Source organism: Aquitalea sp. FG25 (assembly GCF_057809375.1).
The window spans coordinates 86,640-108,135 of sequence record NZ_JBMDJV010000005.1 but is presented as its reverse complement, the minus strand read 5'-3'; the positions used below and the strand labels follow the sequence as shown (position 1 = coordinate 108,135).

At 61.7% G+C, this 21,496-nt stretch carries 23 protein-coding genes; 15 read left to right on the top strand and 8 right to left on the bottom strand.

The window, feature by feature from the left end; translation table 11 throughout:
- Positions 1 to 41: 41 nt before the first annotated feature.
- The 7 genes from rarD to gmhA all read left to right on the top strand — a co-directional run bounded on the left by rarD (position 42) and on the right by gmhA (position 5,355).
- Positions 42 to 956, top strand: a complete 915-nt coding sequence (rarD, locus tag ACODR9_RS06540) for an EamA family transporter RarD (protein WP_488808307.1) — start codon at positions 42 to 44, stop codon at positions 954 to 956.
- Between the two features lie 293 nt (positions 957 to 1,249).
- Entirely contained in the window at positions 1,250 to 1,729 is a 480-nt protein-coding gene (locus tag ACODR9_RS06535; RefSeq protein WP_488808306.1) for a GNAT family N-acetyltransferase, read from the top strand.
- Positions 1,726 to 2,658, top strand: a complete 933-nt coding sequence (locus tag ACODR9_RS06530; protein WP_488808305.1) for a class I SAM-dependent methyltransferase — start codon at positions 1,726 to 1,728, stop codon at positions 2,656 to 2,658. The genes ACODR9_RS06535 and ACODR9_RS06530 overlap by 4 nt, the downstream gene beginning before the upstream one ends.
- On the top strand, positions 2,655 to 3,308 hold the full coding sequence (locus tag ACODR9_RS06525; protein ID WP_488808304.1) for an alanyl-tRNA editing protein: 654 nt from the start codon (positions 2,655 to 2,657) through the stop codon (positions 3,306 to 3,308). The genes ACODR9_RS06530 and ACODR9_RS06525 overlap by 4 nt, the downstream gene beginning before the upstream one ends.
- Entirely contained in the window at positions 3,302 to 3,697 is a 396-nt protein-coding gene (locus tag ACODR9_RS06520) for a GFA family protein (RefSeq protein ID WP_488808303.1), read from the top strand. Before ACODR9_RS06525 ends, ACODR9_RS06520 begins: the two co-directional genes overlap by 7 nt.
- Positions 3,698 to 3,753: 56 nt before the next feature.
- The gene (locus ACODR9_RS06515; protein WP_488808302.1) at positions 3,754 to 4,641 is read left to right on the top strand and encodes a DMT family transporter; all 888 of its coding nucleotides are present in this window, start codon (positions 3,754 to 3,756) and stop codon (positions 4,639 to 4,641) included.
- Between the two features lie 129 nt (positions 4,642 to 4,770).
- Positions 4,771 to 5,355, top strand: coding sequence for a D-sedoheptulose 7-phosphate isomerase (gene gmhA / locus ACODR9_RS06510; protein WP_488808301.1), 585 nt, complete (start codon positions 4,771 to 4,773; stop codon positions 5,353 to 5,355).
- A gap of 68 nt (positions 5,356 to 5,423) precedes the next feature.
- Here the strand turns inward: gmhA and ACODR9_RS06505 are convergent, their stop codons facing one another.
- Positions 5,424 to 6,215, bottom strand: a complete 792-nt coding sequence (locus ACODR9_RS06505; RefSeq protein ID WP_488808300.1) for an inositol monophosphatase family protein — start codon at positions 6,213 to 6,215, stop codon at positions 5,424 to 5,426.
- 253 nt (positions 6,216 to 6,468) lie between these two features.
- Here ACODR9_RS06505 and ACODR9_RS06500 point away from each other — a divergent pair, with 253 nt between their 5' ends.
- Positions 6,469 to 7,197, top strand: a complete 729-nt coding sequence (locus ACODR9_RS06500; protein WP_488808298.1) for a 16S rRNA (uracil(1498)-N(3))-methyltransferase — start codon at positions 6,469 to 6,471, stop codon at positions 7,195 to 7,197.
- Positions 7,198 to 7,677: 480 nt separating this feature from the next.
- Here ACODR9_RS06500 and ACODR9_RS06495 read toward each other — a convergent pair whose 3' ends face one another.
- A complete protein-coding gene (locus ACODR9_RS06495; RefSeq protein ID WP_488808296.1) occupies positions 7,678 to 8,253 on the bottom strand; it encodes a hypothetical protein in 576 nt (191 codons plus the stop codon).
- A gap of 85 nt (positions 8,254 to 8,338) precedes the next feature.
- Positions 8,339 to 9,310, bottom strand: a complete 972-nt coding sequence (locus ACODR9_RS06490; RefSeq protein WP_488808295.1) for a D-hexose-6-phosphate mutarotase — start codon at positions 9,308 to 9,310, stop codon at positions 8,339 to 8,341.
- Between the two features lie 86 nt (positions 9,311 to 9,396).
- On the opposite strand from ACODR9_RS06490, the gene hutC reads away from it, so the two are divergent.
- From hutC to hutH, 6 genes are all read left to right on the top strand, one after another.
- A complete protein-coding gene (gene hutC, locus ACODR9_RS06485) occupies positions 9,397 to 10,113 on the top strand; it encodes a histidine utilization transcriptional repressor HutC (RefSeq protein WP_488808294.1) in 717 nt (238 codons plus the stop codon).
- Positions 10,114 to 10,235: 122 nt separating this feature from the next.
- Complete coding sequence (locus ACODR9_RS06480) at positions 10,236 to 11,060, top strand: undecaprenyl-diphosphate phosphatase (RefSeq protein ID WP_488808293.1); 825 nt, start codon at positions 10,236 to 10,238, stop codon at positions 11,058 to 11,060.
- Positions 11,061 to 11,258: 198 nt separating this feature from the next.
- Positions 11,259 to 12,509: an imidazolonepropionase gene (gene hutI, locus ACODR9_RS06475; protein ID WP_488808291.1), complete on the top strand. Its 1,251-nt coding sequence runs from the start codon at positions 11,259 to 11,261 to the stop codon at positions 12,507 to 12,509.
- Positions 12,506 to 13,444: a formimidoylglutamase gene (gene hutG / locus ACODR9_RS06470; RefSeq protein WP_488808290.1), complete on the top strand. Its 939-nt coding sequence runs from the start codon at positions 12,506 to 12,508 to the stop codon at positions 13,442 to 13,444. Before hutI ends, hutG begins: the two co-directional genes overlap by 4 nt.
- 158 nt (positions 13,445 to 13,602) lie before the next feature.
- A complete protein-coding gene (hutU, locus tag ACODR9_RS06465) occupies positions 13,603 to 15,285 on the top strand; it encodes a urocanate hydratase (RefSeq protein WP_488808289.1) in 1,683 nt (560 codons plus the stop codon).
- A gap of 111 nt (positions 15,286 to 15,396) precedes the next feature.
- Entirely contained in the window at positions 15,397 to 16,929 is a 1,533-nt protein-coding gene (hutH, locus tag ACODR9_RS06460; RefSeq protein ID WP_488808288.1) for a histidine ammonia-lyase, read from the top strand.
- A 79-nt stretch (positions 16,930 to 17,008) separates the two neighbouring features.
- Here hutH and ACODR9_RS06455 read toward each other — a convergent pair whose 3' ends face one another.
- The 4 genes from ACODR9_RS06455 to ACODR9_RS06440 all read right to left on the bottom strand — a co-directional run bounded on the left by ACODR9_RS06455 (position 17,009) and on the right by ACODR9_RS06440 (position 20,138).
- The gene (locus tag ACODR9_RS06455; protein ID WP_488808287.1) at positions 17,009 to 18,133 is read right to left on the bottom strand and encodes an SLC13 family permease; all 1,125 of its coding nucleotides are present in this window, start codon (positions 18,131 to 18,133) and stop codon (positions 17,009 to 17,011) included.
- A gap of 54 nt (positions 18,134 to 18,187) precedes the next feature.
- Positions 18,188 to 18,487 carry a superinfection immunity protein gene (locus tag ACODR9_RS06450; protein ID WP_488808286.1) on the bottom strand — a complete coding sequence of 100 codons (300 nt, stop codon included), beginning with the start codon at positions 18,485 to 18,487 and terminating at the stop codon, positions 18,188 to 18,190.
- 92 nt (positions 18,488 to 18,579) lie between these two features.
- The gene (locus ACODR9_RS06445) at positions 18,580 to 19,170 is read right to left on the bottom strand and encodes a uracil-DNA glycosylase family protein (protein ID WP_488808284.1); all 591 of its coding nucleotides are present in this window, start codon (positions 19,168 to 19,170) and stop codon (positions 18,580 to 18,582) included.
- Between the two features lie 74 nt (positions 19,171 to 19,244).
- Complete coding sequence (locus ACODR9_RS06440; protein ID WP_488808282.1) at positions 19,245 to 20,138, bottom strand: DMT family transporter; 894 nt, start codon at positions 20,136 to 20,138, stop codon at positions 19,245 to 19,247.
- A 79-nt stretch (positions 20,139 to 20,217) separates the two neighbouring features.
- Between ACODR9_RS06440 and ACODR9_RS06435 the strand changes: the two genes are divergently transcribed.
- Positions 20,218 to 20,805 carry a helix-turn-helix domain-containing protein gene (locus ACODR9_RS06435; RefSeq protein WP_488808280.1) on the top strand — a complete coding sequence of 196 codons (588 nt, stop codon included), beginning with the start codon at positions 20,218 to 20,220 and terminating at the stop codon, positions 20,803 to 20,805.
- 42 nt (positions 20,806 to 20,847) lie between these two features.
- On the opposite strand, the gene ACODR9_RS06430 is transcribed toward ACODR9_RS06435, so the two are convergent.
- Complete coding sequence (locus tag ACODR9_RS06430) at positions 20,848 to 21,387, bottom strand: DUF2059 domain-containing protein (RefSeq protein WP_488808279.1); 540 nt, start codon at positions 21,385 to 21,387, stop codon at positions 20,848 to 20,850.
- Positions 21,388 to 21,496: the final 109 nt, after the last annotated feature.

Here is a 21,496-nt window from a genome sequence, read left to right as displayed (position 1 = left end):
GGTTAAGCTCTCAGATTGAATTTCTCCGTATCGAGCCTGTCATGTCTTCCGCTTTGTCCCGTCAGGATGCCTCCCGTGGCGTGCTGTTCACCTTTATCGCCTTTGTCATCTGGGGCCTGTTTCCGCTGTACTGGAAGCCGCTGCATCATATCCCTGCCTTGCAGATTCTCTGCCACCGCATTGTCTGGTCTGCCCTGTTCGTGGCTGGCATTCTTACCGCGCGGCATAATTGGGCCTGGCTGGGCGAGGCGGTGCGCCAACCACAAAAGCTGGCCATTTTCGGCCTGTCCTCACTGATGCTGTCGCTGAACTGGCTGATTTATATCTGGGCAGTAAACGCCGGCCACGTGGTGGAGGCCAGCCTGGGTTATTTCATCAATCCTTTGTTCAATGTGCTGCTGGGCCGTTTGTTTCTGGCGGAAAAGCTCACGCCCATCCAGCGTACGGCGGTAGCGCTGGCTGCCGCTGGCGTAGCCTGGATTACCTGGTGTACCGGCGCGCTGCCGTTGATTGCGCTGTCACTGGCCGCCACCTTCGGCCTGTATGGCTTGCTGCGCAAGAAAGCGCCGCTGGCTTCGCTGGAAGGGCTGGCGCTGGAAACCTTTTTGATGGCCCCGCTGGCCTTGCTGGCGCTGGGCTGGTTTCAATGGCAGGGCCAGGGGGCCTTCCTGCATGAGGCCATCAGCAGCGATGTGTTGCTGGTAGGGGCCGGGGTGGTGACGGCCATTCCACTGCTGCTGTTTGCCGCCGGTGCGCGCCGCCTGAAACTGGCCACCGTGGGGCTGATCCAGTACATCGGCCCCACCATTCAGCTGGCCTTGGGCGTGCTGCTGTTTGGTGAGCCGTTTGATCGTGCCAAGCTGGCTGGTTTCAGCCTGATCTGGCTGGCCCTGCTGCTGTATTCAGCGGCCGGACTATGGCAGATGCGTGCACAAAAGCGTGCGGCAGCGGTGTGAGCAAGGATTGCCTGCCATCCCATCCCATCCCAGCCCGGCCATGCCGGGCTTTTTTGCGCCTGGCAGTGTGCTGATGCCCCCTCAGCTGCCTGGAGAAAAATGCTGATTTCGTCATGCCCGCAGGCTGCATTGGCCGTTGTCGCCGGTGAATAGCCGTTGACCCTGATCCGCAAGCGGCTGACACTGCCTGCATTACGCAGCAATATCGGCCAGCCAAGGCTGGTGTTCTTGCGCCCGCGATTTGTGTGATCACCACGACTGCCCGCGTTGGCAGCATTTGAAGGAGACCGCCGATGCAGATGGCGCTGCCACTGGAGTTTGATTGTGATCCGGCCCGGCTGGAACGCGACATGATCTATGCCTATCTCAGCGGCGAGTCCTATTGGGCGGCTGCTTTGCCGCGTGATATTTTTGAGCGCTCGCTGGATGGGTCGCTGTGCTTTGGCGTTTACGTGGCCGGCCAGCAAGTGGGTTTTGCCCGCATGATTACCGACCAGGCCACCTTTGCCTATCTGGCGGATGTCTTCGTGCTGCCCGACTGGCGTGGCCGTGGTATCAGCAAGGTGCTGATGGCGCACATCATGGCGTATCCCGGCCTGCAGAACCTGCGGCGCATGATGCTGGCCACGGCGGATGCCCATGGCCTGTATGCGCAATACGGCTTTACCCCGCTAGCGCACCCGGAACGCATGATGGAAAAATCCGACCAGCAGGTTTACCAGCGCCTGGCAGCCAATGCCGGCCATCCTGCTGCTGCACAAGGACAACAATGATGGAACTGGCGCGGCAATGGCTGCAGGGCAAAGGGATAGAGCTGGGACGCGGCGCGCATAATCCGCTGGCCCCGGCAGACTGCATCAGTGTGGCCCCGTGTGATGGGGTGCGCTATGTGGATGAGCGTGACCTGATCGACTACCAGGTGTATGCCGCAGAGCAACAACGCCATGGCCGGGGAGTGGATCAGGTTGATGTGGTGGCGGAGGCGAGCGACCTGCCGTTTGCCGATGATGAGCTGGATTATGTTGCCAGTTCGCACGTGCTGGAGCATCTGCCGGACATCTTCAGCGCCTGGTGTGAATGGTGGAGGGTGCTGCGCCCCGGTGGTGTCAGCTTCATGATTGTGCCCAAGCGCGATGCGCTGGTGGAAGACAGCGTGCGGCCGGTTACCGCGCTGGAGGAGTATGTCGAGGCATTCCGGCAACGGGTGACACCGCAATCGCTGCTGCCAGATCACCCGTGGCGCACCCACTATCACATCTTTACCCTGCAGGGGCTGTTTGCCGCACTCAACTGGTTTAACCAGCAGGGTCTGGGTGGCTGCTGGCTGCTGGAAGCACAGGAAGAAAGCGACAGCAATGTGGGCAACGGCCACACGCTGGTGCTGAGCAAGCAGGCTGCTCTGCCGCCGCTGGAGCACAGTGTCGGCCAGCTTGGCGCTGCATTTCAGGCGGAACGCTATGCAGATGCAGCCTTGCTGGCACGGCAGGCGCTGTCAGTGAATTTCCGCATTCATGAGGCCTGGTTCATCCTTGCCATGTCGCAGCTGCAGCTGGGGGATTCGCGCGCGGCGGTGCAATCGCTGACCCAGGCGCTGGTATTGCAACCCAAGCATGCGGAATACCGCGATGTCTACCAACAACTGCTGGGGCAGCCCTTCAGCTACCCGATGAGCCTGGTTGACTACCTGGCGCGCATGCTGTGACGCGCAAACTGTTCTGGGACGCGCCCTATCAGAGCACGCTGACCACCACGGTGGCACGGGTGGAGGGCGCGCAGGTATGGCTGCAGGACACCATTTTCTATGCCTTTAGTGGCGGGCAGGAAAGCGATGCCGGCACCATTGGCGGCTGGCCGGTCGAGCAGGCAGAAAAGCAGGGACAGGACATTGTCTACACCTTGCCAGCGGCGCATGGCCTGACGGCTGGGGCGCCGGTGACGGTGGCAATAGACTGGCCGCGCCGCTACCGCCTGATGCGCTTGCACTTTGCTGCTGAACTGACACTGGAAACCATTTACCGCGACTTTGCCGGGGTGGAAAAAATCGGCGCGCACATCGCAGCGGACAAGGCGCGCATCGACTTTGCCCTGGCTGAGCCCATTACCCCGCATTTGCCCGTCATCACGGCCAGGGTACAGGGCCTGATTGATGCTGACAGCGAGATTGTCAGCGCCTTCTCCGACATCGAGGCCGAACGGCGTTACTGGGAAGTGCCGGGCTATTGCCGGGTGCCTTGCGGTGGCACGCACCTGCGCCGTACCGGCGAGGTGGGCCGCATTGCACTCAAGCGCAAGAATATCGGCAAGGGCAAGGAGCGGGTGGAGATCACCCTGCTGGAGGATGACGCATGCTAGGAAGCTGTCTGTGTGGAGTGATTGCTTACGAGGTAGATCAGCTGGATCTGCCCATCAGCCATTGTCACTGCCTGACTTGCCAGAAAGCCCACGCCGCCCCTTATGTGCCAACCGCCGGAGTGTTGCGCCAGCATTTCCGCTGGCTGCGCGGGACAGAACAACTGGGCAGTTTTGCGTCCTCGCCCGGCAAGCTGCGCCATTTCTGCCGCCAGTGTGGCAGCCATCTGCTGGCCGAGCGTGAAGGCAGCCCTTATGTGATTCTGCGCGTGGCCACGCTGGACGATACGCCTGCGCAGCAGGCCAGCCAGCATATCTGGACCAGTCATGACCGGCCCTGGCTGGCGCTGGATCATCTGCCGTGCTGGCCGGAATGGCCCGCTGACAGGTAAGCTGCTGCTCTTCTCATCCCCTATCCGGCCCGGTGCCGGAGACTGACTGGATTGTCATGTGGTACGACCTTGCCGCCGTAGGCGCGGCAGCCTGCTGGGCCTGGGGCGGCATACTCGGTGCCGGCCCTTCGCGCCATTTCGGCCCCTTTACCTTTACCCGCCTGCGGCTGAGCCTGATGACGCTGCTGCTGGGTGCTATCAGCCTGGCCAGTGGCGGCTGGCACAGCATGCAGTGGGCCAATGTGCTGCCGGCGCTGCTGTCCGGCCTGACCGGCATCTTTCTGGGTGACACCCTGTATTTTTCTGCGATGAACCGGCTGGGGCCGCGCCGTTCCGGCCTGTTGTTTGCCACGCATTCGGTATTTTCCGTGGTGCTGGGCATGTTGTTTCTGCAGGAAAAGCTCAGCCTGGCTGCCTTTGTCGGCAGCTGCATGGTGTTTGGCGGCGTCATGCTGGCGGTGGCGTTTGGCCGTGGCAAACAGCAAGGCAAGGCGTGGGAGCATCCGGCGCATCTTAAGGCCGGGGTCATGCTGGGCATGGCGGCGGCGCTGTGCCAGGCACTGGGCACCTTTTTTGCCAAACCGGCCATCGCCGGGGGGCTGGAGCCGGTTACCGCTTCGGCCATCCGCATGGGTGTGGCTTGCGCTGTGCATTACCTGCTGCTGTTTGCTGGCCTGCCGCTAGCCAGGAGCCGAGGGGTATTTTCCCCGCGCATCCTGGGCCAGACCGCTCTGAACGGGGTGGTGGCGCTGGGCCTGGGCATGACGCTGATCATGCTGGCATTGCAACATGCCAATGTGGCCACGGTGGGCATGCTCTCCGCGCTCAGCCCGGTGTTGATCCTGCCCATGCTGTGGCTGGTGCAAAAGCAGCCGCCGCCACTGGTGGCCTGGCTGGGAGCCTTTGTCAGCTGTGCGGGCACCGCGCTGATTGTGCTTCGCTGAAATTTACCTGTCCGCCATTTCCTGAGGCAGACAGGCTCGGGGTATGATGTCGGGGCTGGCACATGAGCCAGCCCTGTTTACTGGTGGTAAAGGCAGGGTGCCTTTGCCCGTACGCAAGACGGACCGCTGATGATCTCCCATATCCAGTCCAGCCTGACTGAAGCGCAAAGCGCACTGAACAATCTGCTGGCCAATCCCCAGGCGCTGGCCAGCATCGAAGCCGCTGCCCAGCAGCTGATTGCCAGCCTTGCCGCTGGTGGCCGCATCTTTTCCTGCGGCAATGGCGGCTCCATGTGCGATGCCATGCACTTTGCCGAAGAGCTGACCGGCCGCTACCGCAACAATCGGCGCGGCATGGCGGCCATCGCCATTTCCGACCCCAGCCACATGAGCTGCGTGGCCAACGACTTTGGCTACGAGCATGTGTTTTCGCGCTATCTGGAAAGCCATGGCCGGGCTGGCGATGTGCTGATTGGCATCAGCACCAGCGGCAACAGCCAGACCATCGTCAACGCCGCCACGGTGGCGCGTGAGCTGGGCATGAAGGTGATCATCCTCACGGGCCGTGCCGCCACCCGGCTGGAGCCCTTGGCCGATGTCTACGTCAACACCCCGGGCGGCCAGTATGCCGACCGCGTGCAGGAACTGCACATCAAGGTGCTGCATATCCTGATCGAGCTGGTGGAACGGCATTTCTGCCCGGAAAACTATTGATCTGTGCGTGTGATACCGGTAATGAAAACGGCCCTGACGGGCCGTTTTCCTATTGATGACAATACCTTTTACTGATTGGCCCTTACCCAGCGGTACCAGTGGCAGTACAGCTCCGGATCAATGGCGGCGATGACCGAACGTTTCCACACCGTGTCGCTCCAGTAATCATCGGTATTCAGGCTGGCCAGGCGGCCACCGGCTTCTTCCAGGATCACCGCACCGGCGGCATAGTCCCACAGCCGCTGGCCGCCATGCAGGTAAAGGTCGTAACGGCCAGCAGCCAGAAAGCACCAGTCCAGCGTGCTGGAACCCATGCTGCGCTGGCTGCCAAACGGCGCCACGCTACTCATGCGCGCGGCCAGCTTGCCCGAGCGCAGGTATTTCACCTCCACGGCGGCAATCGCATCGCCCATGCTGTTGCGGGTGGTTTTGAGTGGCAGACGACGGCCATTGAGCCAGGCACCATGGCCGCGCCGGGCATAAAACATTTCGTCGGAAACCGGGTTGTAGATCACGCCCAGCACACTGACGCCCTTGACCATCAGCGCCACGGAAATGGCAAAGTAGGGCAGGCCGTTGACGAAGTTGGTAGTGCCATCGATCGGGTCCACCACCCATAGGCCGTCCGGATTGTCCTGCCATAGCGCATCCTGCTCTTCGCGCGTCATTTCTTCGCCCAGCACCGGGTGGGGCAGCACACGCGGCAGCATCTCGCCCAATGCCTGCTGGCAAGCCATATCGGCTTCGGTAAACAGCGAGCCGTCGTCCTTGCGTGTTTTACCCACACGCAAAAAGCGCGGCATCACCTCCTGGCGCGCCACGTCACGGACAACTTGCATCACCTGTTCAACCACCTGCATCGTGTTCTCCTGGGTCCTGCTGTGATCGGCCGCTCTGGCTGGTCGATGGATACGGAAGTGCTGCCTGCATGTGTGAAGAATAGTTACATTTTCCACTGGCACTGACGGGTGGCAGCCTTGCCGTGCCAGTCTTGCTGGTGCGGGGAGCCGCAACCGTGATTAGCTGTCAGAATAGCCACTTGCCAAAGACGGGTTGTTGCAACTGCAGCAAACAAAGCAAAATACCGTTATCACCACGGACTTTCAATACGCCATGCCAAGGTTTTTTATCGAAACAGCGCTTGCGACAGGTCAAACCCTGTCGCTGCCCGATGCAGTTGTCCGTCATATTCAGGTGCTGCGCTTGAAGGAAGGCGACAGTCTCACCCTGTTCAACGGCCAGGGTGGCGAATATCAAGCCAGCTTGCTGTCGCTGCAAAAACGCGATGCCAGCTGTGAAATCACCTACTTTGACGACATCAGCCGCGAATCACCCATCTGGCTGGGGCTGGCACAGGCCATTTCCAGTGGCGACCGCATGGAGTTCACCCTGCAGAAAGGGGTGGAAATGGGGGTGTCGCTGTTTCAGCCCATTGCCGCAGAGCGTTCGGTGGTGAAGCTGTCGGGCGACCGGGCCGACAAGCGGGTGCAGCGCTGGCAGGAAATCGTGCAATCCGCCTGCGAGCAGTGCGGCCGCAATACCCTGCCGCAGGTGCTGCCCATTCTCAGCCTGAATGAATGGCTGCAACAGCAACAGCAGGCAGATGCGCGCCTGATTCTGTCGCCGCTGGGGACGCAGAAGCTGGCGGATATTGCCAGCGCCCCCAAGCGGGCCTGGCTGATGGCCGGGCCGGAAGGGGGATATTCCACCCGCGAGGAAGCTGCTGCGCTGGACGCCGGCTGGACGCCGCTGAAACTGGGCCCACGCATCCTGCGTACCGAAACCGCTGCGCTGGCGGCGGTGGCGGCGGTGCAGGCGGTGTGGGGGGATTACTGTATCTGATCTGGCGGTGTGTCTGCGGTTGATATCCGGCTGCCGGATTAGCCGCAGATGGCCTGGGTCATCATGACGCATGTGATTCCCCATGGCGCGCGCTGCTGCTGCCATTTTCAACGCGTTTGGCAATATGGCGAACCGCTACGCGGTGATGTTTACATGGCGGGGCTGCCCGCCGTGCAGGCAGGGGAGCTGCCTCGCCAGCTCCCCTACACCCCTAGGCGACCCCGGGTTGCGCGAAACCCCCGTCTGCTTCGGGCCGGGCAAGGCGCCGCCGAACTCGCCATTCGCTATCGTCGAATGGCTCGGACATGGCGGCGGCTTAAAACCTTGCCCAACCCGCCCCAGACGGCGCGCGCCACGGGGAGATGTGCTGCGTCGTCAGCGTGATAGTCTCCCGATTTGCCACCGCCCGCCATGAGAATGTAGCCAACAAAAAGCCCGGCAGTGCCGGGCTGGATGATGTCGATCAGAGCGTAACCATGCTCACGCCGTGGTGGCGATTTCCTGCTGCCGGTAAATCAGCGCACCGGCCAGCAGCAACTCCTGCTCGCCCAGGGCAAACTGCCCGGGCGGTGCCGCACGCTCAAATACAAAGCGACGCCCCTCGTATTCCACCCAGGCGCGGATGGCCTGGTCATGAAAACGCCCCAGAATTTCATCCGAGCAGGTCACACTGGCTACATCATTGACGATGAAACCCACTGGGGTCGGGCCTGCTTCTTCTTCCTCCACCGACCAGTTTTCCCGTGACGGCAGCTGTGGCGTGTTGCGGGTGGCCATTTGCAGCCACAGACGGTACACCCACAAAGGCAGCATCACCCGGTGTACCCGTTTGTCGTCGGTAATGACGCAGGCAATGGAAAAGCGGTGCCGGCAGGCCGGGCAGCTGCCCTGGGCTGCCAGAAACAGCTTGTCCTGCTGCAGGCTGGCCAGCCCGGACATGTGTTCACACCCCACCATGGCATGGCAATGCGGACAGTGCTTGCCAAAGCGGCGCACCCGGTTGCCATTGGGGAAGGTGACGGGGAGATAACTGGAAATCGTGTTTTGTCTTGCCATTGACTACCTGTCCACTACAACGCCATGCATGGCGGGATGTCTGGCAGTATACCCTGTCCATCGGGATGGGTGGGGCCAGGCGGTTTCAGTCTGCTTGTATCCGGCAATGCAGGGTATGGCTGTCGCCAGCTTGCAGCAGGCGGCTATCTTCACCGGCGTTGGCGGCCTCGATACAGATAAAGTCATGCCAGCCCTCATCCGGCAGATCGGCAAGGCGGGCAGCCTTGTCCTGCCAGGGGTTCCACACCACCACGCTGGCCGAGCCCTCACGGCTGACGCGCAGGCGTCGCCGCCAGGCCGGGTCGGTCAGCACGACATCGGCTTCGCTGTAGACAATGGCATCCAACTCGCCATTCAGCTGCAGTGGCGCGGATGGCATGCGGCTGAAGCGCGCGGCCACCTTGTCTTCGAAGACCGTATTTTCCAGCCCTTCCAGGCGGATGGAGCGGCTGTCACTGACGGCCAGATAACTGTGCAATGCCGCGCTAACCGTATGTGCTTGTGTGCTGTTGTTATGGGTATGCAGCTGCATGCTGATGAATGAATCGGCCAGGGTGTAGTCCAGTTGCACGCTCAGCCCCTGCCATTGCGGGCCTTGCAGTTTCACGTGAAACGCATCGCCATCCTGTTCCACCGCCAGCAGCTGCCAGCTTTGCTGCCGCGCCACGCCGTGGGACGGGGCGTCAGGGTCTGTCGGATGCGCGCCAAACCAGGGCCAGCATACCGGCACGCCACCACGGATAGCCTTGCCAGGCTGCAGTACGGCTTGCGGTGACATGTATAGCCAGGCTTGCTGGCCGTAGGGCTGAAAAGAGAGCAATTGCCCGCCCAGCAAGGACAGGGTGGCGCAGAAGCTGCCGCTGTCCAGTTGCAGCAGGGTTAGATCATTGCCCAGTGTGATCAGCTGGGCCGCTGCGGGCAGGGTGATGGCCATCGGGCGTCTCGCTTGCAGGGAAATGGGCAGATCATAACCCAATGCCAGCCGGTCTTCTGCCTGTGGCGGCACAGTTTTCACCTGCAGGCTGGTCAGCGCGGCCTGATGCGGGCATGCTGGCACACAGTATTCTGCGCTGGATCAGCCATCTGCATGGCTGGGCAGTCTAGAATGCATTCATTCATCACTCTGCTTTCATGGAATACAAGGTGTCTGCCACAGCTCAACCGCGCTATCTGCGTATCAAGGAATACATTCTGGAAGGCATTCGCAAGAAGGAATTCCTGCCGGGCAACAAAATCCCGCCGGAACTGGAGCTGGCCAGCCAGTTTTCCGTGTCACGCATGACAGTGAACAAGGCGGTACGGGACCTGGCCGAAGCTGGCATCTTGCTGCGCTTTGCCGGTGACGGTACTTATGTTGCCGAACGCAAGGCCGAATCGCCGCTGCTGGACATCAACAATATCGCCGCCGAGGTGGAAGCGCGCGGCCATACCCACAGTGCCGACGTGCATCAGCTGGAAACCATTGCCGCCGGCGAGGAGATTGCCTTGCAGCTGGGGGTAAAGGTGGGAACGCCGATTTACCATTCCATTCTGGTGCATCGTGAGGACGGGTTGCCCATCCAGCTGGAGGATCGTTACGTCAATCCGGCCTGGGCACCGGACTATATCCTGCAGGACTTTACCCGCCGCACGCCCAATGAATACCTGATGGAAACCTGCCCGCTGACTGATATCGAGCACAGTGTGGAGGCCATTTTGCCGGACGCGCGCGAGCTGTCCATGCTGGGTATCACCGCCGGGGAACCATGCCTGCTGGTGTTGCGTCGTACTTGGTCGTACAAGAATCTGGTGACCTTTGCCCGGCTGGTGCATCCGGGCGGGCGTTACAAGCTGCGCTCGCAAAGCCGGGTGAAGAAATAAGCCAGGCTAAGCGTGACAGCAGGCGGTGCAGGTCAGTCGTGATTCTGTCATCGCCCCAGGCTATGCTAGCGGACTATTTCTCTGCATTTTCCTTTTAACCCGCCCACATCATCAATCACATCATGGACACCCTGCTTTTGCTCAAGGCAGCCATTCTCGGCATTGTCGAGGGGCTGACCGAATTTTTGCCCATCTCCTCTACCGGCCACCTGATCCTGGCCGGGGAATTGCTCAAGTTCAATGACGAGCGCGGCAAGCTGTTTGAAATCGTCATCCAGTCCGGTGCCATCCTGGCGGTGATCTGGGAATACCGTGCCCGCATTGCCGCCGTGGTTGGCGGGGCCCGTCATGATGCGGCGGCAAGACGCTTCATTCTCAACCTGGCGATTGCCTTCTGCCCGGCCGCAGCGCTGGGCTTTCTGTTCAGCAAGGCCATCAAGGCCCATCTGTTCAATGCCCCGGTAGTGGCCAGCATGTTCATCATCGGTGCGCTGGTCATCATGTGGGCCGAGTGTCGCCAGCACACTATTCGCGTGCAAACGGTGGAAGAAATGACGCCGCTGGATGCGCTCAAGGTGGGCTGCGCCCAGGCCTTTGCCCTGGTGCCGGGTACTTCACGTTCCGGTGCCACCATCATCGGCGGCATGCTGTTTGGCCTGTCGCGCAAGGCGGCCACCGAGTTTTCCTTCTTCCTGGCCATTCCCACGCTGATCATCGCCTCGCTGTATTCGCTGTATAAAGACCGCGCACTGCTGGCGGCGGACGATCTGGGCATCTGGGCGGTGGGCCTGCTGTTTTCCTTTGTGTCGGCCTTCTTCTGCGTGCGCTGGCTGTTGCGCTTCATTTCCAGCCACAGCTTCATGGTGTTTGCCTGGTATCGCATCGTGTTCGGCATCATCGTGTTGCTGACCTGGCAGTACGGTTGGGTGAACTGGGTGGATAGCTGAAAGGCGCAGTCAGACAATTGACTATACAAATACTGTTGGATTTTTGATGCACAAAGGGAGCCGCCGGCTCCCTTTTTTATTTGCATAAATATTTGATAAATAACGATATTTCAAAAACTGCATGTTGTATTCAATATAAAGCCATGGTTGACAAGTGTAAGTGCAGGGTTTATTTGTATATACAAATCAGGAGCAGACATGAGCACCCCATTCAACCGCACCCGCAGCCTGTGGCTCAATGCCCGGCTAGCCACCATGGATACGCAGCACCCCGCGCCCTACGGCGCGCTGCACGACCACATGCTGGTGGTGGAGCAGGGCCGTATTGCCGCCATCCTGCCGCAAGGCCGGCTGAACCCGGCCAGCTTTGATGGCGAGGTGGTGGATGCCGCTGGCCGCTGGATCACCCCCGGTTTTATCGACTGCCACACGCATCTGGTATACGGCGGCAACCGGGCGGCGGAATGGGAACAGCGCTTGCTGGGCGTGCCGTATCAGCAAATTGCCGCCCAGGGCGGTGGCATTGTCTCTACCGTGCGTGCCACCCGTGCGCTGAATGAAGCACAGCTCGCCGCTGCCAGCCTGCCGCGTTTGCAAGCGCTGATGGCCGAGGGCGTTACCACGCTGGAGTGCAAGTCCGGCTATGGGCTGAACCTGGACGATGAAATCAAGCAGCTGCGCGTGGCGCGCCAGTTGGCAGACAGCCAGCCGGTGGAGATTGCCCCCACCTTGCTGTCCGCCCATGCGCTGCCGCCGGAATTTGCCGGCGACGCCGATGGTTATATCACGCATGTGATCCGCGACATTCTGCCCAGCGTGGCAGAACAAGGCCTGGCCGAAGCGGTGGATGTGTTCTGCGAAAGCGTGGGCTTTTCCCCGGCACAAACCCGCCGCGTGTTTGAAGCTGCACAACAGCACGGCCTGCGGGTGAAGGGCCATGTCGAGCAGCTGTCCAATCTGCAGGGCGCAGCACTGGTGGCCGAATTTGGCGGCCTGTCCGCCGACCATATCGAATACCTGGACGACGCGGGTGTGGAAGCCATGCGCGTGGCTGGCACGGTGGCGGTGCTGCTGCCCGGTGCCTTCTACTTCTTGCGCGAAACCCAAAAACCGCCGGTGGCCGCATTGCGTGCAGCCGGGGTGCCGATGGCGGTGTCTACCGATCTTAACCCCGGCACCAGCCCGTTTGCTTCCATCCGGCTGGCGATGAACCAGGCTTGCGTGCTGTTCGGCCTGTCGCCGGAAGAAGCATTGGCCGGCACTACCCGCCATGCCGCGCAGGCGCTGGGCCGTGGCCACAGCCATGGCCGCTTGGCGGTGGATCATGTCGCCGACCTGCTGCTGTGGGATATCGAACACCCTGCCGAAATCGTCTACGGACTCGGCATCAACCTGCTGGCCGAACGGGTATTCCGTGGCCAGCGTCCGGGCAAGGAAACAACACAATGACTCCAGACATGAAGCTGTGGACCGGCCGCGTGGACGCCGGTGAAGGCGAACTGGCGCGGCGTTGGCACCAGCTGGCCACCCCGTTTGCCCCCGGCCTGCCTGCTGGTATCGGCATTGCCGGTTTTGCCTGCGACGAAGGCGTGCGGCGCAATCAGGGCCGCACCGGCGCGGCGGCTGCACCGGCTGTCATCCGCAAGGCACTGGCCAATCTGGCCTGGCATCAGGCTTATCCGCTGTGCGATATGGGCGATGTGAGCTGTAGCGATGGCGATCTGGACGCCGCCCACCTGCGCCTGGCCGCTGCGGTGGAGCAACTGGCGCGTGCCGGACATTTTCCACTGGTGCTGGGTGGTGGCCACGAAACCGCCTATGGCACCTGGCGCGGCCTGGCCGCTGCGCACCCGGACAAGGTGATCGGCATCATCAATTTCGACGCGCACTTTGATATCCGCGAGGCCGCCGAGGCCACTTCCGGCACGCCGTTTGCCCAGATTGCCGCCGACTGTGCCAGCGCGGGTCGTCCCTTCCATTACCTGTGTCTGGGCGTGGCCGAGCCATCCAATACCCAGGCGTTGTTTGCCCGCGCCGGACAGCTGGGTGTGCAGTGGCTGCTGGACAGCGCGCTGCACCAAGCGGGCCTGGCTAATGCCCAGCGCACCGTACAGGGCTTCATTGATCAGGTAGACATCGTCTACCTCACCATCGATCTGGATGTACTGCCCGCCAGCGTGATGCCCGCTGTCTCTGCTCCCGCCGCCATGGGGGTGGAGCTGCCGGTGGTAGAAGCACTGGTCACCGCCATTGCCGCCAGCGGCAAACTGGCCGGGGCTGATCTGGTGGAGCTGAACCCGCAATTCGATATCGACAGCCACGGCGCGAAGACGGCGGCCCGGCTGGCGTGGAGTATTACCCGTCATCTGGCCAAGAACCGCTGACAAAACCGCGTAGCGAACCCGGGCCAAGGCGTGCCGCCGCAGACAGTACATGGCGTACGGCAAGGCGGCGCAACGCAGGAGCGGGGGTTTTGTTATCGGTTCGCAGTAAGGAATTCAGGGCAGTTGCCCGACAACATGGCAGTACCAAGGAGACAGCAATGAGCGCAGCACAACAAGACAGCCGCTTCGACCCCACCCGTGTGATCCGCGCCCCGCGTGGCACCGAACTTTCCTGCAAAAGCTGGCTGACCGAAGCCGTCTACCGCATGATCCAGAACAATCTAGACCCGGAAGTGGCCGAGCACCCGCAAAGCCTGGTGGTATACGGCGGCATTGGTCGCGCCGCCCGCAACTGGGAATGTTTCGACACCATTCTGGACGTGCTCAAGCGTCTGGAAGACGACCAGACCCTGCTGATCCAGTCCGGCAAGCCGGTGGGCGTGTTCAACACCCACGCCGACGCGCCGCGCGTGCTGATTGCCAACTCCAACCTGGTACCGCACTGGGCCAACTGGGAACACTTCAACGAGCTGGATAAGAAGGGCCTGATGATGTACGGCCAGATGACTGCTGGCTCCTGGATTTACATCGGCTCGCAAGGCATCGTGCAAGGCACGTATGAGACATTCGTGGCCGTGGCCCGCCAGCACTTTGACGGCAAGGCGCAAGGCCGCTGGATTCTGACTGGTGGTCTGGGTGGCATGGGGGGCGCGCAGCCGCTGGCCGCCACCATGGCCGGTTTCAGCATGATCGCCGTGGAATGCGACGAAACCCGCATCGACTTCCGCCTGAAAACCCGTTACGTGGACCGCAAGGCCACCACGCTGGACGAGGCGCTGGCCATCATCGAAGACGCCAAGCAAAGCGGCAAGGCAGTGTCCGTCGGCCTGCTGGGCAATGCTGCCGATGTGTTCACCGAACTGGTAAACCGTGGCATCACCCCGGATGTGGTGACTGACCAGACCTCCGCCCACGACCCGGTACACGGCTATCTGCCGCAAGGCTGGACGGTGGAACAATGGCGCGCCAAGCAGCAAAACAGCGCCGCTGAAATCACTGCCGCCGCCAAAAAATCGATGGCCGTGCAAGTACGCGCCATGCTGACCCTGCAGGAGAGCGGCGCCGCCACGCTGGACTACGGCAACAACATCCGCCAGATGGCGCTGGAAGAGGGCGTGCAGAATGCCTTCGACTTCCCCGGCTTTGTCCCGGCTTATGTACGTCCGCTGTTCTGCGAAGGCATCGGCCCCTTCCGCTGGGTGGCCCTGTCCGGCGACCCGGAAGACATCTACAAGACCGACGCCAAGGTGAAGGAACTGATTCCGGATGATCCGCACCTGCACAACTGGCTGGACATGGCGCGTGAGCGCATCAGCTTCCAGGGCTTGCCGGCACGTATCTGCTGGGTGGGCCTGAAAGACCGCGCCCGCCTGGGTGCAGCCTTCAACGAAATGGTGAAGAATGGCGAGCTCAAGGCGCCGATCGTGATTGGCCGCGACCATCTGGACTCCGGCTCGGTGGCATCGCCCAACCGCGAAACCGAATCCATGCTGGATGGCTCCGACGCCGTATCCGACTGGCCGCTGCTCAATGCGCTGCTGAACACCGCTGGCGGCGCGACCTGGGTATCGCTGCACCACGGTGGTGGTGTGGGCATGGGCTTCTCGCAGCACTCCGGCGTGGTGATTGTGTGTGATGGCACGGACGAAGCCGCCAAGCGCGTGGGCCGTGTACTGCGCAACGATCCGGGCACCGGCGTGATGCGTCATGCCGATGCCGGTTACGACATTGCCAAGAACTGCGCCCGTGAACAGGGCCTGGATTTGCCAATGCTCAAATAAGCACTGATGCTGTTGCCCTGCCGGCACCGGCAGGGCGTGTGCAACAACAAAATAATATCCGGCCCCGCCTACGGGCGTGAGGCCTGCAGACAATCAATAGAGACTGAAACCATGAGCATTCTCAATATCGTACCGGGCCAACTGACACTGGCCGACCTGCGCCGCGTTTCACGTGAAACCGGCCTCAAGCTGCAACTGGATGCGTCCTGCCATGCCGGTATCGACGCTTCCGCCGCCACCGTGGCGCGTGTGTTGTCCGAAGGCCGCACCGCCTACGGCATCAACACCGGTTTTGGCCTGCTGGCCAACACCCGCATTGCAGCGGACGAACTGGAGCTGCTGCAACGCTCCATCGTGCTGTCGCACGCCGCTGGTATCGGCGCGCCGATGGATGATTCCACCGTGCGTCTGGTGATGGCACTGAAAATCAACTCGCTGGCACGTGGTTTTTCCGGCATCCGCCGTCAGGTGATTGAAGCCTTGGTAACGCTGTTCAACCACGGCATCTACCCGGTGATTCCGCAAAAGGGTTCGGTAGGTGCTTCCGGCGACCTGGCCCCGCTGTCGCACATGAGCGCAGTGCTGATCGGCGAGGGCGAAGCCTTCGTCAACGGTCAGCGCGTCCATGGCCGTGAAGCCATGCAGGCTGCCGGTCTGCAGCCTATCACCCTGGCGCCGAAAGAAGGCCTGGCCTTGCTGAATGGCACCCAGGCATCCACGGCGTTTGCGCTGGAAGGCTTGTTTGCGGCGGAAGACCTGTTTGCCTCCGCCGTGGTGGCGGGCTCCATGTCGGTGGAAGCCGCCCAGGGCAGCCGTACCCCGTTTGATGCGCGCATCCACGCCGTGCGCGGCCATGCCGGGCAGATTGACGCCGCCAGTGCCTACCGCGCCCTGCTGGAACACAGCGAAATCGAACACTCGCACGAAAACTGCGGCAAGGTGCAGGACCCGTACAGCCTGCGCTGCCAGCCGCAGGTGATGGGTGCCTGCCTGACGCAAATCCGCCATTCCGCCAGCGTGCTGCAAGTGGAAGCCAACTCGGTATCGGATAACCCGCTGGTGTTTGCCGACGACAACGACATCCTGTCCGGCGGCAACTTCCACGCCGAGCCGGTAGCCTTTGCCGCCGACAATCTGGCGCTGGCGATTGCTGAAATCGGCTCGCTGTCCGAACGCCGCATGGCTTTGCTGATCGACAGCAATCTGTCCAAGCTGCCGCCCTTCCTGGTGAATAACGGCGGGGTGAACTCCGGCTTCATGATTGCCCAGGTCACCGGCGCGGCACTGGCCTCGGAAAACAAATCGCTGGCACATCCGGCTTCGGTGGACAGCCTGCCGACCTCGGCCAACCAGGAAGACCATGTGTCGATGGCCACCTTTGCCGGTCGCCGTCTGCGCGACATGGCGGGCAATACTGCGGGCATTCTGGCGGTGGAACTGCTGGCCGCCTGCCAGGGCGTGGACTTCCGCGCCCCGCACAAGGCCAGCGCCAAGCTGGAAGAAGCCAAGGCCGAACTGCGCGAACAAGTGAGCTTCTACGACAAAGACCGCTACTTTGCGCCGGATATCGAAAAAGCGGCCACGCTGGTGGCCAGCGGTAGTTACAACCGCTTTGTAGCAGCTGGTCTGTTGCCTTCGTTGTAAGCACGGCCCTCAGTCAGGGAATTGGCCCGGCACCGTCATGGTGACCGGGCTTTTTTGCGTGTGATGGTGTGACGGGATGTCAGAGCAGCCAGTAAGCCAGCACGCCTGCCAGCAGCAGCGCGGGCAGGGAATACAGATGAAAGCGCAGCCAGATGCCGCGCTCGCCCGCCATGCGCAGGGCAATCAGATTGGCCAGCGAGCCCAGCACACAGCCAAAGCCACCGGCATTCACCGCATAGGCCAGCACCTTGTAGGCCGTACTGTATTTCACCAGCAGGATGGTGGCGGGCACATTGCTGATCAGCTGCGAACCCAGCAGGGCGGTCAGGTACAGGCCGCCGTGACTCAGCCCGGCTACCGCGTCAGTCCAGTGGCGTACCAGCGGCAGCTGGGTCAGCAGGCGGATGTCGACAAACATCAGCATGAACACGGCAATCAGGCTCCAGTCCACCGCCAGCAGCAAGGCCGGGCGCAGCAAGGCGATGCCTGCCAGCACCGCAGCCAGCCCCCACAAGGCATGGCCGGATTCCAGCGCCACGATAAAGCCGACATACAACAAGGCGCAGCTCCATAGCAGCCGTGGCTGATAGCCGCTGGCGTCGTCGTGCAGCGCGGCATGAATGCGCTGGGCGGGGAAAACCAGTGCCGTCGCCAGCAGTAATAGCGCCATGCTGCCCAGTGCCAGCGGGGCCATCTGCCAGGTAAACGCAGTAAAGGACAGGCCGGACAGCTGCCACAGCAAGATGTTTTGCGGATTGCCAATCGGGGTAAGCAGCGAACCGGCATTGACCGCCAGTGCTTCAAAAATCACCAGCCGGCCAATGGGCAGGCCAGCAATACCGCGCAAGCCCAGCGTGAGCGGCACCACGATGAATAGCGCCACATCATTGGTGAGTACGGTAGACAGCAGGGCCGACATGCCCACCAGAAACAGCGCCAGTAAGCGCTCGTTTGGCAGGCGGTTGATGATCAGCCGGCCCAGGTGAGCCAGATAGCCGCTTTCTTCCACGCCCTTGGTCAGCAACAGCAGGCCGGACAGGGTGGTGATGGTGGGCCAGTCTATCCAGTGGGCAAACTGGCTGCCTGCTTGTGGCTGGGGCAGCCACAGCAGCACCAGCAGTATCAGTAATACATGCAGCAGCCGGTCGCGCAGAAAGGGGCGCAGCAGGCGGGAAAACACGGAGTGGGGGTTAGGTGCATACATGGCGGCAGCTTACGGGAAGGCTGCCGCCAGCATCAAGTCGCGTGGATGGCAGATTCAATCCTGCGTGCGCAGGTCGTCACGCTTGATGGCCATGCCCATGGCGATGATCCAGGGCAGGATCAGCCAGCCGAGCAGGACATTGATCAGGATGATGGTTTTAAGGCGCGGGCTTTTCACCAGCCAGGCGGTAATGGCGGGAATCAGGTAGGCCGGAATCATCACCAGCGCATCGCCCATCCACATGGCGGCGGTGACAAAGTCTGGCTGATTGTTGAAAGTGCCGTACAGCCACAGCAGAAAAGCCAGTGCCAGCACGATGGCCAGCAGGCCCTTGATCAGATCGACAGGTTTCATGACATCCAGAAAAAAAGCAGACAAGTGCCAAGCGTAATCATGCTGGCCCGGCTTTGGCAAACAGCTTGGTCAAACAAGCTACAGAATGTGGCTTATGCCATGCGCAGCAACTGTTGCACCCGTTGCCGCAGGGCTGGTAGCACTTCGGCGGCAAACCATGGGTTGCGCTTTAGCCACAGATTGTTGCGCGGGCTGGGGTGTGGCAGGGGCAGGATATGCGGCCAGCCTGTCTGCCAGTTGCGTACCGCCTGCGTGATGTTGTCGGCATCCGGCAGATGCCAGGCCAAGGCATGCTGGCCCAGCACCAGCGTCAGTTGCAGATTGGGCAATTGCTGCAGCAGCTGCAGCAGCTGCACACGCCAGTGGGCGGCACATTCAGGGCGGGGCGGCAGATCGCCGTGCGGGCCGGTGCCGGGATAGCAAAAACCCATGGGCAGAATGGCAAGCAGGCTGGGGTCGTAAAACTGTGTGGCATCCAGGCCCAGCCAGTCGCGCAGGCGCGCACCGCTGGCATCTTCAAACGGAATGCCGCTTGCATGTACCTTGCGGCCCGGAGCCTGGCCGGCAATCAGCAGCCGGGCTGCCGGGTGCAGTTGCAGCACCGGGCGCGGGCCCAGGGGGAGCTGCTCGGCACATAGCCGGCAGTGGCGAACCTGATCAAGCAGCGTGAGGTAGTCGGTCATCTTGGCGGGCGGTTAAGGCATCCCTGCTGTTTATGCGCCGGTCTGGCTCCACAGGCAAGGGCTTTGTCCGTCGTTCAATGTGAACCACGTCCCCCCAGCTGGCTGATCAGCACGCTGGCCACGATCAGCGCCGCGCCGCTGATGGCCATGATGCCCAGTTGCTCACCGGCGATCGCACCCACCAGCCCTGCCCATACCGGTTCCATGGCATAGATGATGGTGGCGCGGGTGGCCGGCACGGTTTTCTGCGCCCAGTTCATGGCAATCTGGATGACCGCCGTGGCCAGGCCCATGCCCAGCAGGCTGATCAGCAATACCGGGTGCGGCTGCGGTGCGGCCTCGCCGCTGATTTGCCAGCCCAGCGCCGCCAGCATTGATACGGTAAGCAATTGCACCACCGCCACCCGGCGTGGGTGACACTGGCTGGCAAAGCGGCCCACCAGGCTGATTTCCAGCGCAATCATCGCGGCACCGGCCACGGTCAGCCATTCACCGGCACCAAAGTTGAAATGCAGGCCACGTGGATCAGACAGCAGCACCAGCCCGCCAAAGGCCACGATAATGCCCAGCCAGGCCGCCAGCCGTGGCCGGTGGCGAAACAGCAGCAGCTGGAACAAGGGCACCAGTGGCACATACAGCCCGGTGAGAAAGGCCGACTTGCTGCTGGGAATCAGCTGCAGGCCCAGCGTCTGCAGGCTGTAGCTGCCAAACAGCACGCAGCCCACCAGTGCGCCGGTGATGAGTTCGCGTCGGCTCAGGCCGTGTAGTTCGCGCCAGCTCAGCAGCAGGGCAATCAGGCCGGCTATGCCAAAACGCAGGCTGACAAAACTGAAAGGCCCGGCCCATTGCAGCGCGTGCTGCACCACCAGAAAGGTAAAGCCCCAGATCATGGTGACGCCAATCAGCACCAGGTCGGGCAGACGGGAGTGGTGTGGCGGCAGGCCGGCGGTGGCGGTCAGCGTGGTCATGGCGAGGCTCATTGCGGGTGGAGGGTCTGGTGAAATATAATGCACAAGTCATCTATTGGGCAATATATTGCACAACATCATGCGCAATGACGCGAACGGTTCACTGGAAGTGATGCAGAACGTGGCGGCCAATCTGCGCCAGGCACGGCTGCAAGGCGGAGTCAGCCAGGAGCGGCTGGCGGAGATGGCGGGCATCAGCCGCCGTATGCTGGTGAATATCGAGGCCGGGGAAAGCAATGCCAGCATTGCCACCGTGGACAAGCTGGCCTCGGCGCTGGGCCTGAGTTTTGTCGATGTGGTGCGCCCACCCTCGCTAACGGACAAGGCCCAGGCGCTGCCGCTACGTATCTGGCAGGGCGAGCAAGCCGACAGCCATGCCAGTTTGCTGGAATCATTGCCCATGCCGGGCATGACGCTGGAGTTGTGGCGCTGGCAACTGGCCGCTGGCGGCAGTTACTACGCCGAGGCGGACGCCCCCGGCTGCCAGGAGCTGCTGTACGTGCTGGAGGGCAGTCTGCAAGTACGGCTGCAGCAGCAAAGCCACACGCTGCAAGCCGGGCAGTCGCTGGCCTTTGCCTTGGATCAGCCATGCAGCTATCACAATCTGGGTGTTGAGCCCTGCACATTCACCAAGAGCGTGCTGATGGTGCCGCATCGGGAGCAATGAAAAACGGCCCCGCAGGGCCGTTGATCTTGATTGCCGCCGTGCTTACTTGGCAATCGACTTGCCGTAGGTTTCGGCAGCCGTGCGCATTTTCGGCAGCAGGGATTTTTCGGCCGAGGCCAGCATGTTCTTCATGATGCCGTCGATCACCACCGGCTGCTGCTTCATCAGCTTCTGGCCGGCCGGGGTTTTGTAGAAGGCAACGATCTGCTGCATTTCGGCGGCGGAGAACTGCGCGCTGTAGCTCTTCACCACTTCCTGCTCAAACTGCTTTTTCACCGCTGCAGAGTTGAAATAATCGGCTGCAGTCTTGTGCATGCTTTCGGCATAGGACTTGAAGCCGTCCTGGGCCTTTTTCTGTTGTTCCTGCGACAGGTTGATCTTGTTCTTGACGAAGTATTCCTGCAGCAGCGGGCCGGCAGAGCCGGTAGTGCGGTTGGCCAGGTCATTCGGCATATTGTTCAGGCCGATCACCTGGGCCAGTTCGCGAGCCGCCGCATCCTGTGCTGCATCGGCATGGGCCAGCATGGGCAGGGTCAGGGCAAGGGCGGCAATGGCGGTCTTGATCGGGCTAGCAGCAAACATGAGACATCCTTTTCGGAAATGGCATCAGAGAACACAAGGCTGGCAGTGTGACACCGCCAGAGAGCGTGGTCAAAGCAGCTTTGATGACTTTCCGCTGCAGACAGTTCCC

What these genes read in the sequence shown, in the direction of transcription:
- rarD (WP_488808307.1), top strand. Translation starts at nt 42, where the DNA reads ATGTCTTCCGCTTTGTCCCGTCAGGATGCCTCCCGTGGCGTGCTGTTC.
- ACODR9_RS06535 (WP_488808306.1), top strand. Translation starts at nt 1,250, where the DNA reads ATGCAGATGGCGCTGCCACTGGAGTTTGATTGTGATCCGGCCCGGCTG.
- ACODR9_RS06530 (WP_488808305.1), top strand. Translation starts at nt 1,726, where the DNA reads ATGATGGAACTGGCGCGGCAATGGCTGCAGGGCAAAGGGATAGAGCTG.
- ACODR9_RS06520 (WP_488808303.1), top strand. Translation starts at nt 3,302, where the DNA reads ATGCTAGGAAGCTGTCTGTGTGGAGTGATTGCTTACGAGGTAGATCAG.
- ACODR9_RS06515 (WP_488808302.1), top strand. Translation starts at nt 3,754, where the DNA reads ATGTGGTACGACCTTGCCGCCGTAGGCGCGGCAGCCTGCTGGGCCTGG.
- gmhA (WP_488808301.1), top strand. Translation starts at nt 4,771, where the DNA reads ATGATCTCCCATATCCAGTCCAGCCTGACTGAAGCGCAAAGCGCACTG.
- ACODR9_RS06505 (WP_488808300.1), bottom strand. Translation starts at nt 6,215, where the DNA reads ATGCAGGTGGTTGAACAGGTGATGCAAGTTGTCCGTGACGTGGCGCGC.
- ACODR9_RS06500 (WP_488808298.1), top strand. Translation starts at nt 6,469, where the DNA reads ATGCCAAGGTTTTTTATCGAAACAGCGCTTGCGACAGGTCAAACCCTG.
- ACODR9_RS06495 (WP_488808296.1), bottom strand. Translation starts at nt 8,253, where the DNA reads ATGGCAAGACAAAACACGATTTCCAGTTATCTCCCCGTCACCTTCCCC.
- ACODR9_RS06480 (WP_488808293.1), top strand. Translation starts at nt 10,236, where the DNA reads ATGGACACCCTGCTTTTGCTCAAGGCAGCCATTCTCGGCATTGTCGAG.
- hutI (WP_488808291.1), top strand. Translation starts at nt 11,259, where the DNA reads ATGAGCACCCCATTCAACCGCACCCGCAGCCTGTGGCTCAATGCCCGG.
- hutG (WP_488808290.1), top strand. Translation starts at nt 12,506, where the DNA reads ATGACTCCAGACATGAAGCTGTGGACCGGCCGCGTGGACGCCGGTGAA.
- hutU (WP_488808289.1), top strand. Translation starts at nt 13,603, where the DNA reads ATGAGCGCAGCACAACAAGACAGCCGCTTCGACCCCACCCGTGTGATC.
- hutH (WP_488808288.1), top strand. Translation starts at nt 15,397, where the DNA reads ATGAGCATTCTCAATATCGTACCGGGCCAACTGACACTGGCCGACCTG.
- ACODR9_RS06455 (WP_488808287.1), bottom strand. Translation starts at nt 18,133, where the DNA reads ATGTATGCACCTAACCCCCACTCCGTGTTTTCCCGCCTGCTGCGCCCC.
- ACODR9_RS06450 (WP_488808286.1), bottom strand. Translation starts at nt 18,487, where the DNA reads ATGAAACCTGTCGATCTGATCAAGGGCCTGCTGGCCATCGTGCTGGCA.
- ACODR9_RS06445 (WP_488808284.1), bottom strand. Translation starts at nt 19,170, where the DNA reads ATGACCGACTACCTCACGCTGCTTGATCAGGTTCGCCACTGCCGGCTA.
- ACODR9_RS06440 (WP_488808282.1), bottom strand. Translation starts at nt 20,138, where the DNA reads ATGACCACGCTGACCGCCACCGCCGGCCTGCCGCCACACCACTCCCGT.
- ACODR9_RS06435 (WP_488808280.1), top strand. Translation starts at nt 20,218, where the DNA reads ATGCGCAATGACGCGAACGGTTCACTGGAAGTGATGCAGAACGTGGCG.
- ACODR9_RS06430 (WP_488808279.1), bottom strand. Translation starts at nt 21,387, where the DNA reads ATGTTTGCTGCTAGCCCGATCAAGACCGCCATTGCCGCCCTTGCCCTG.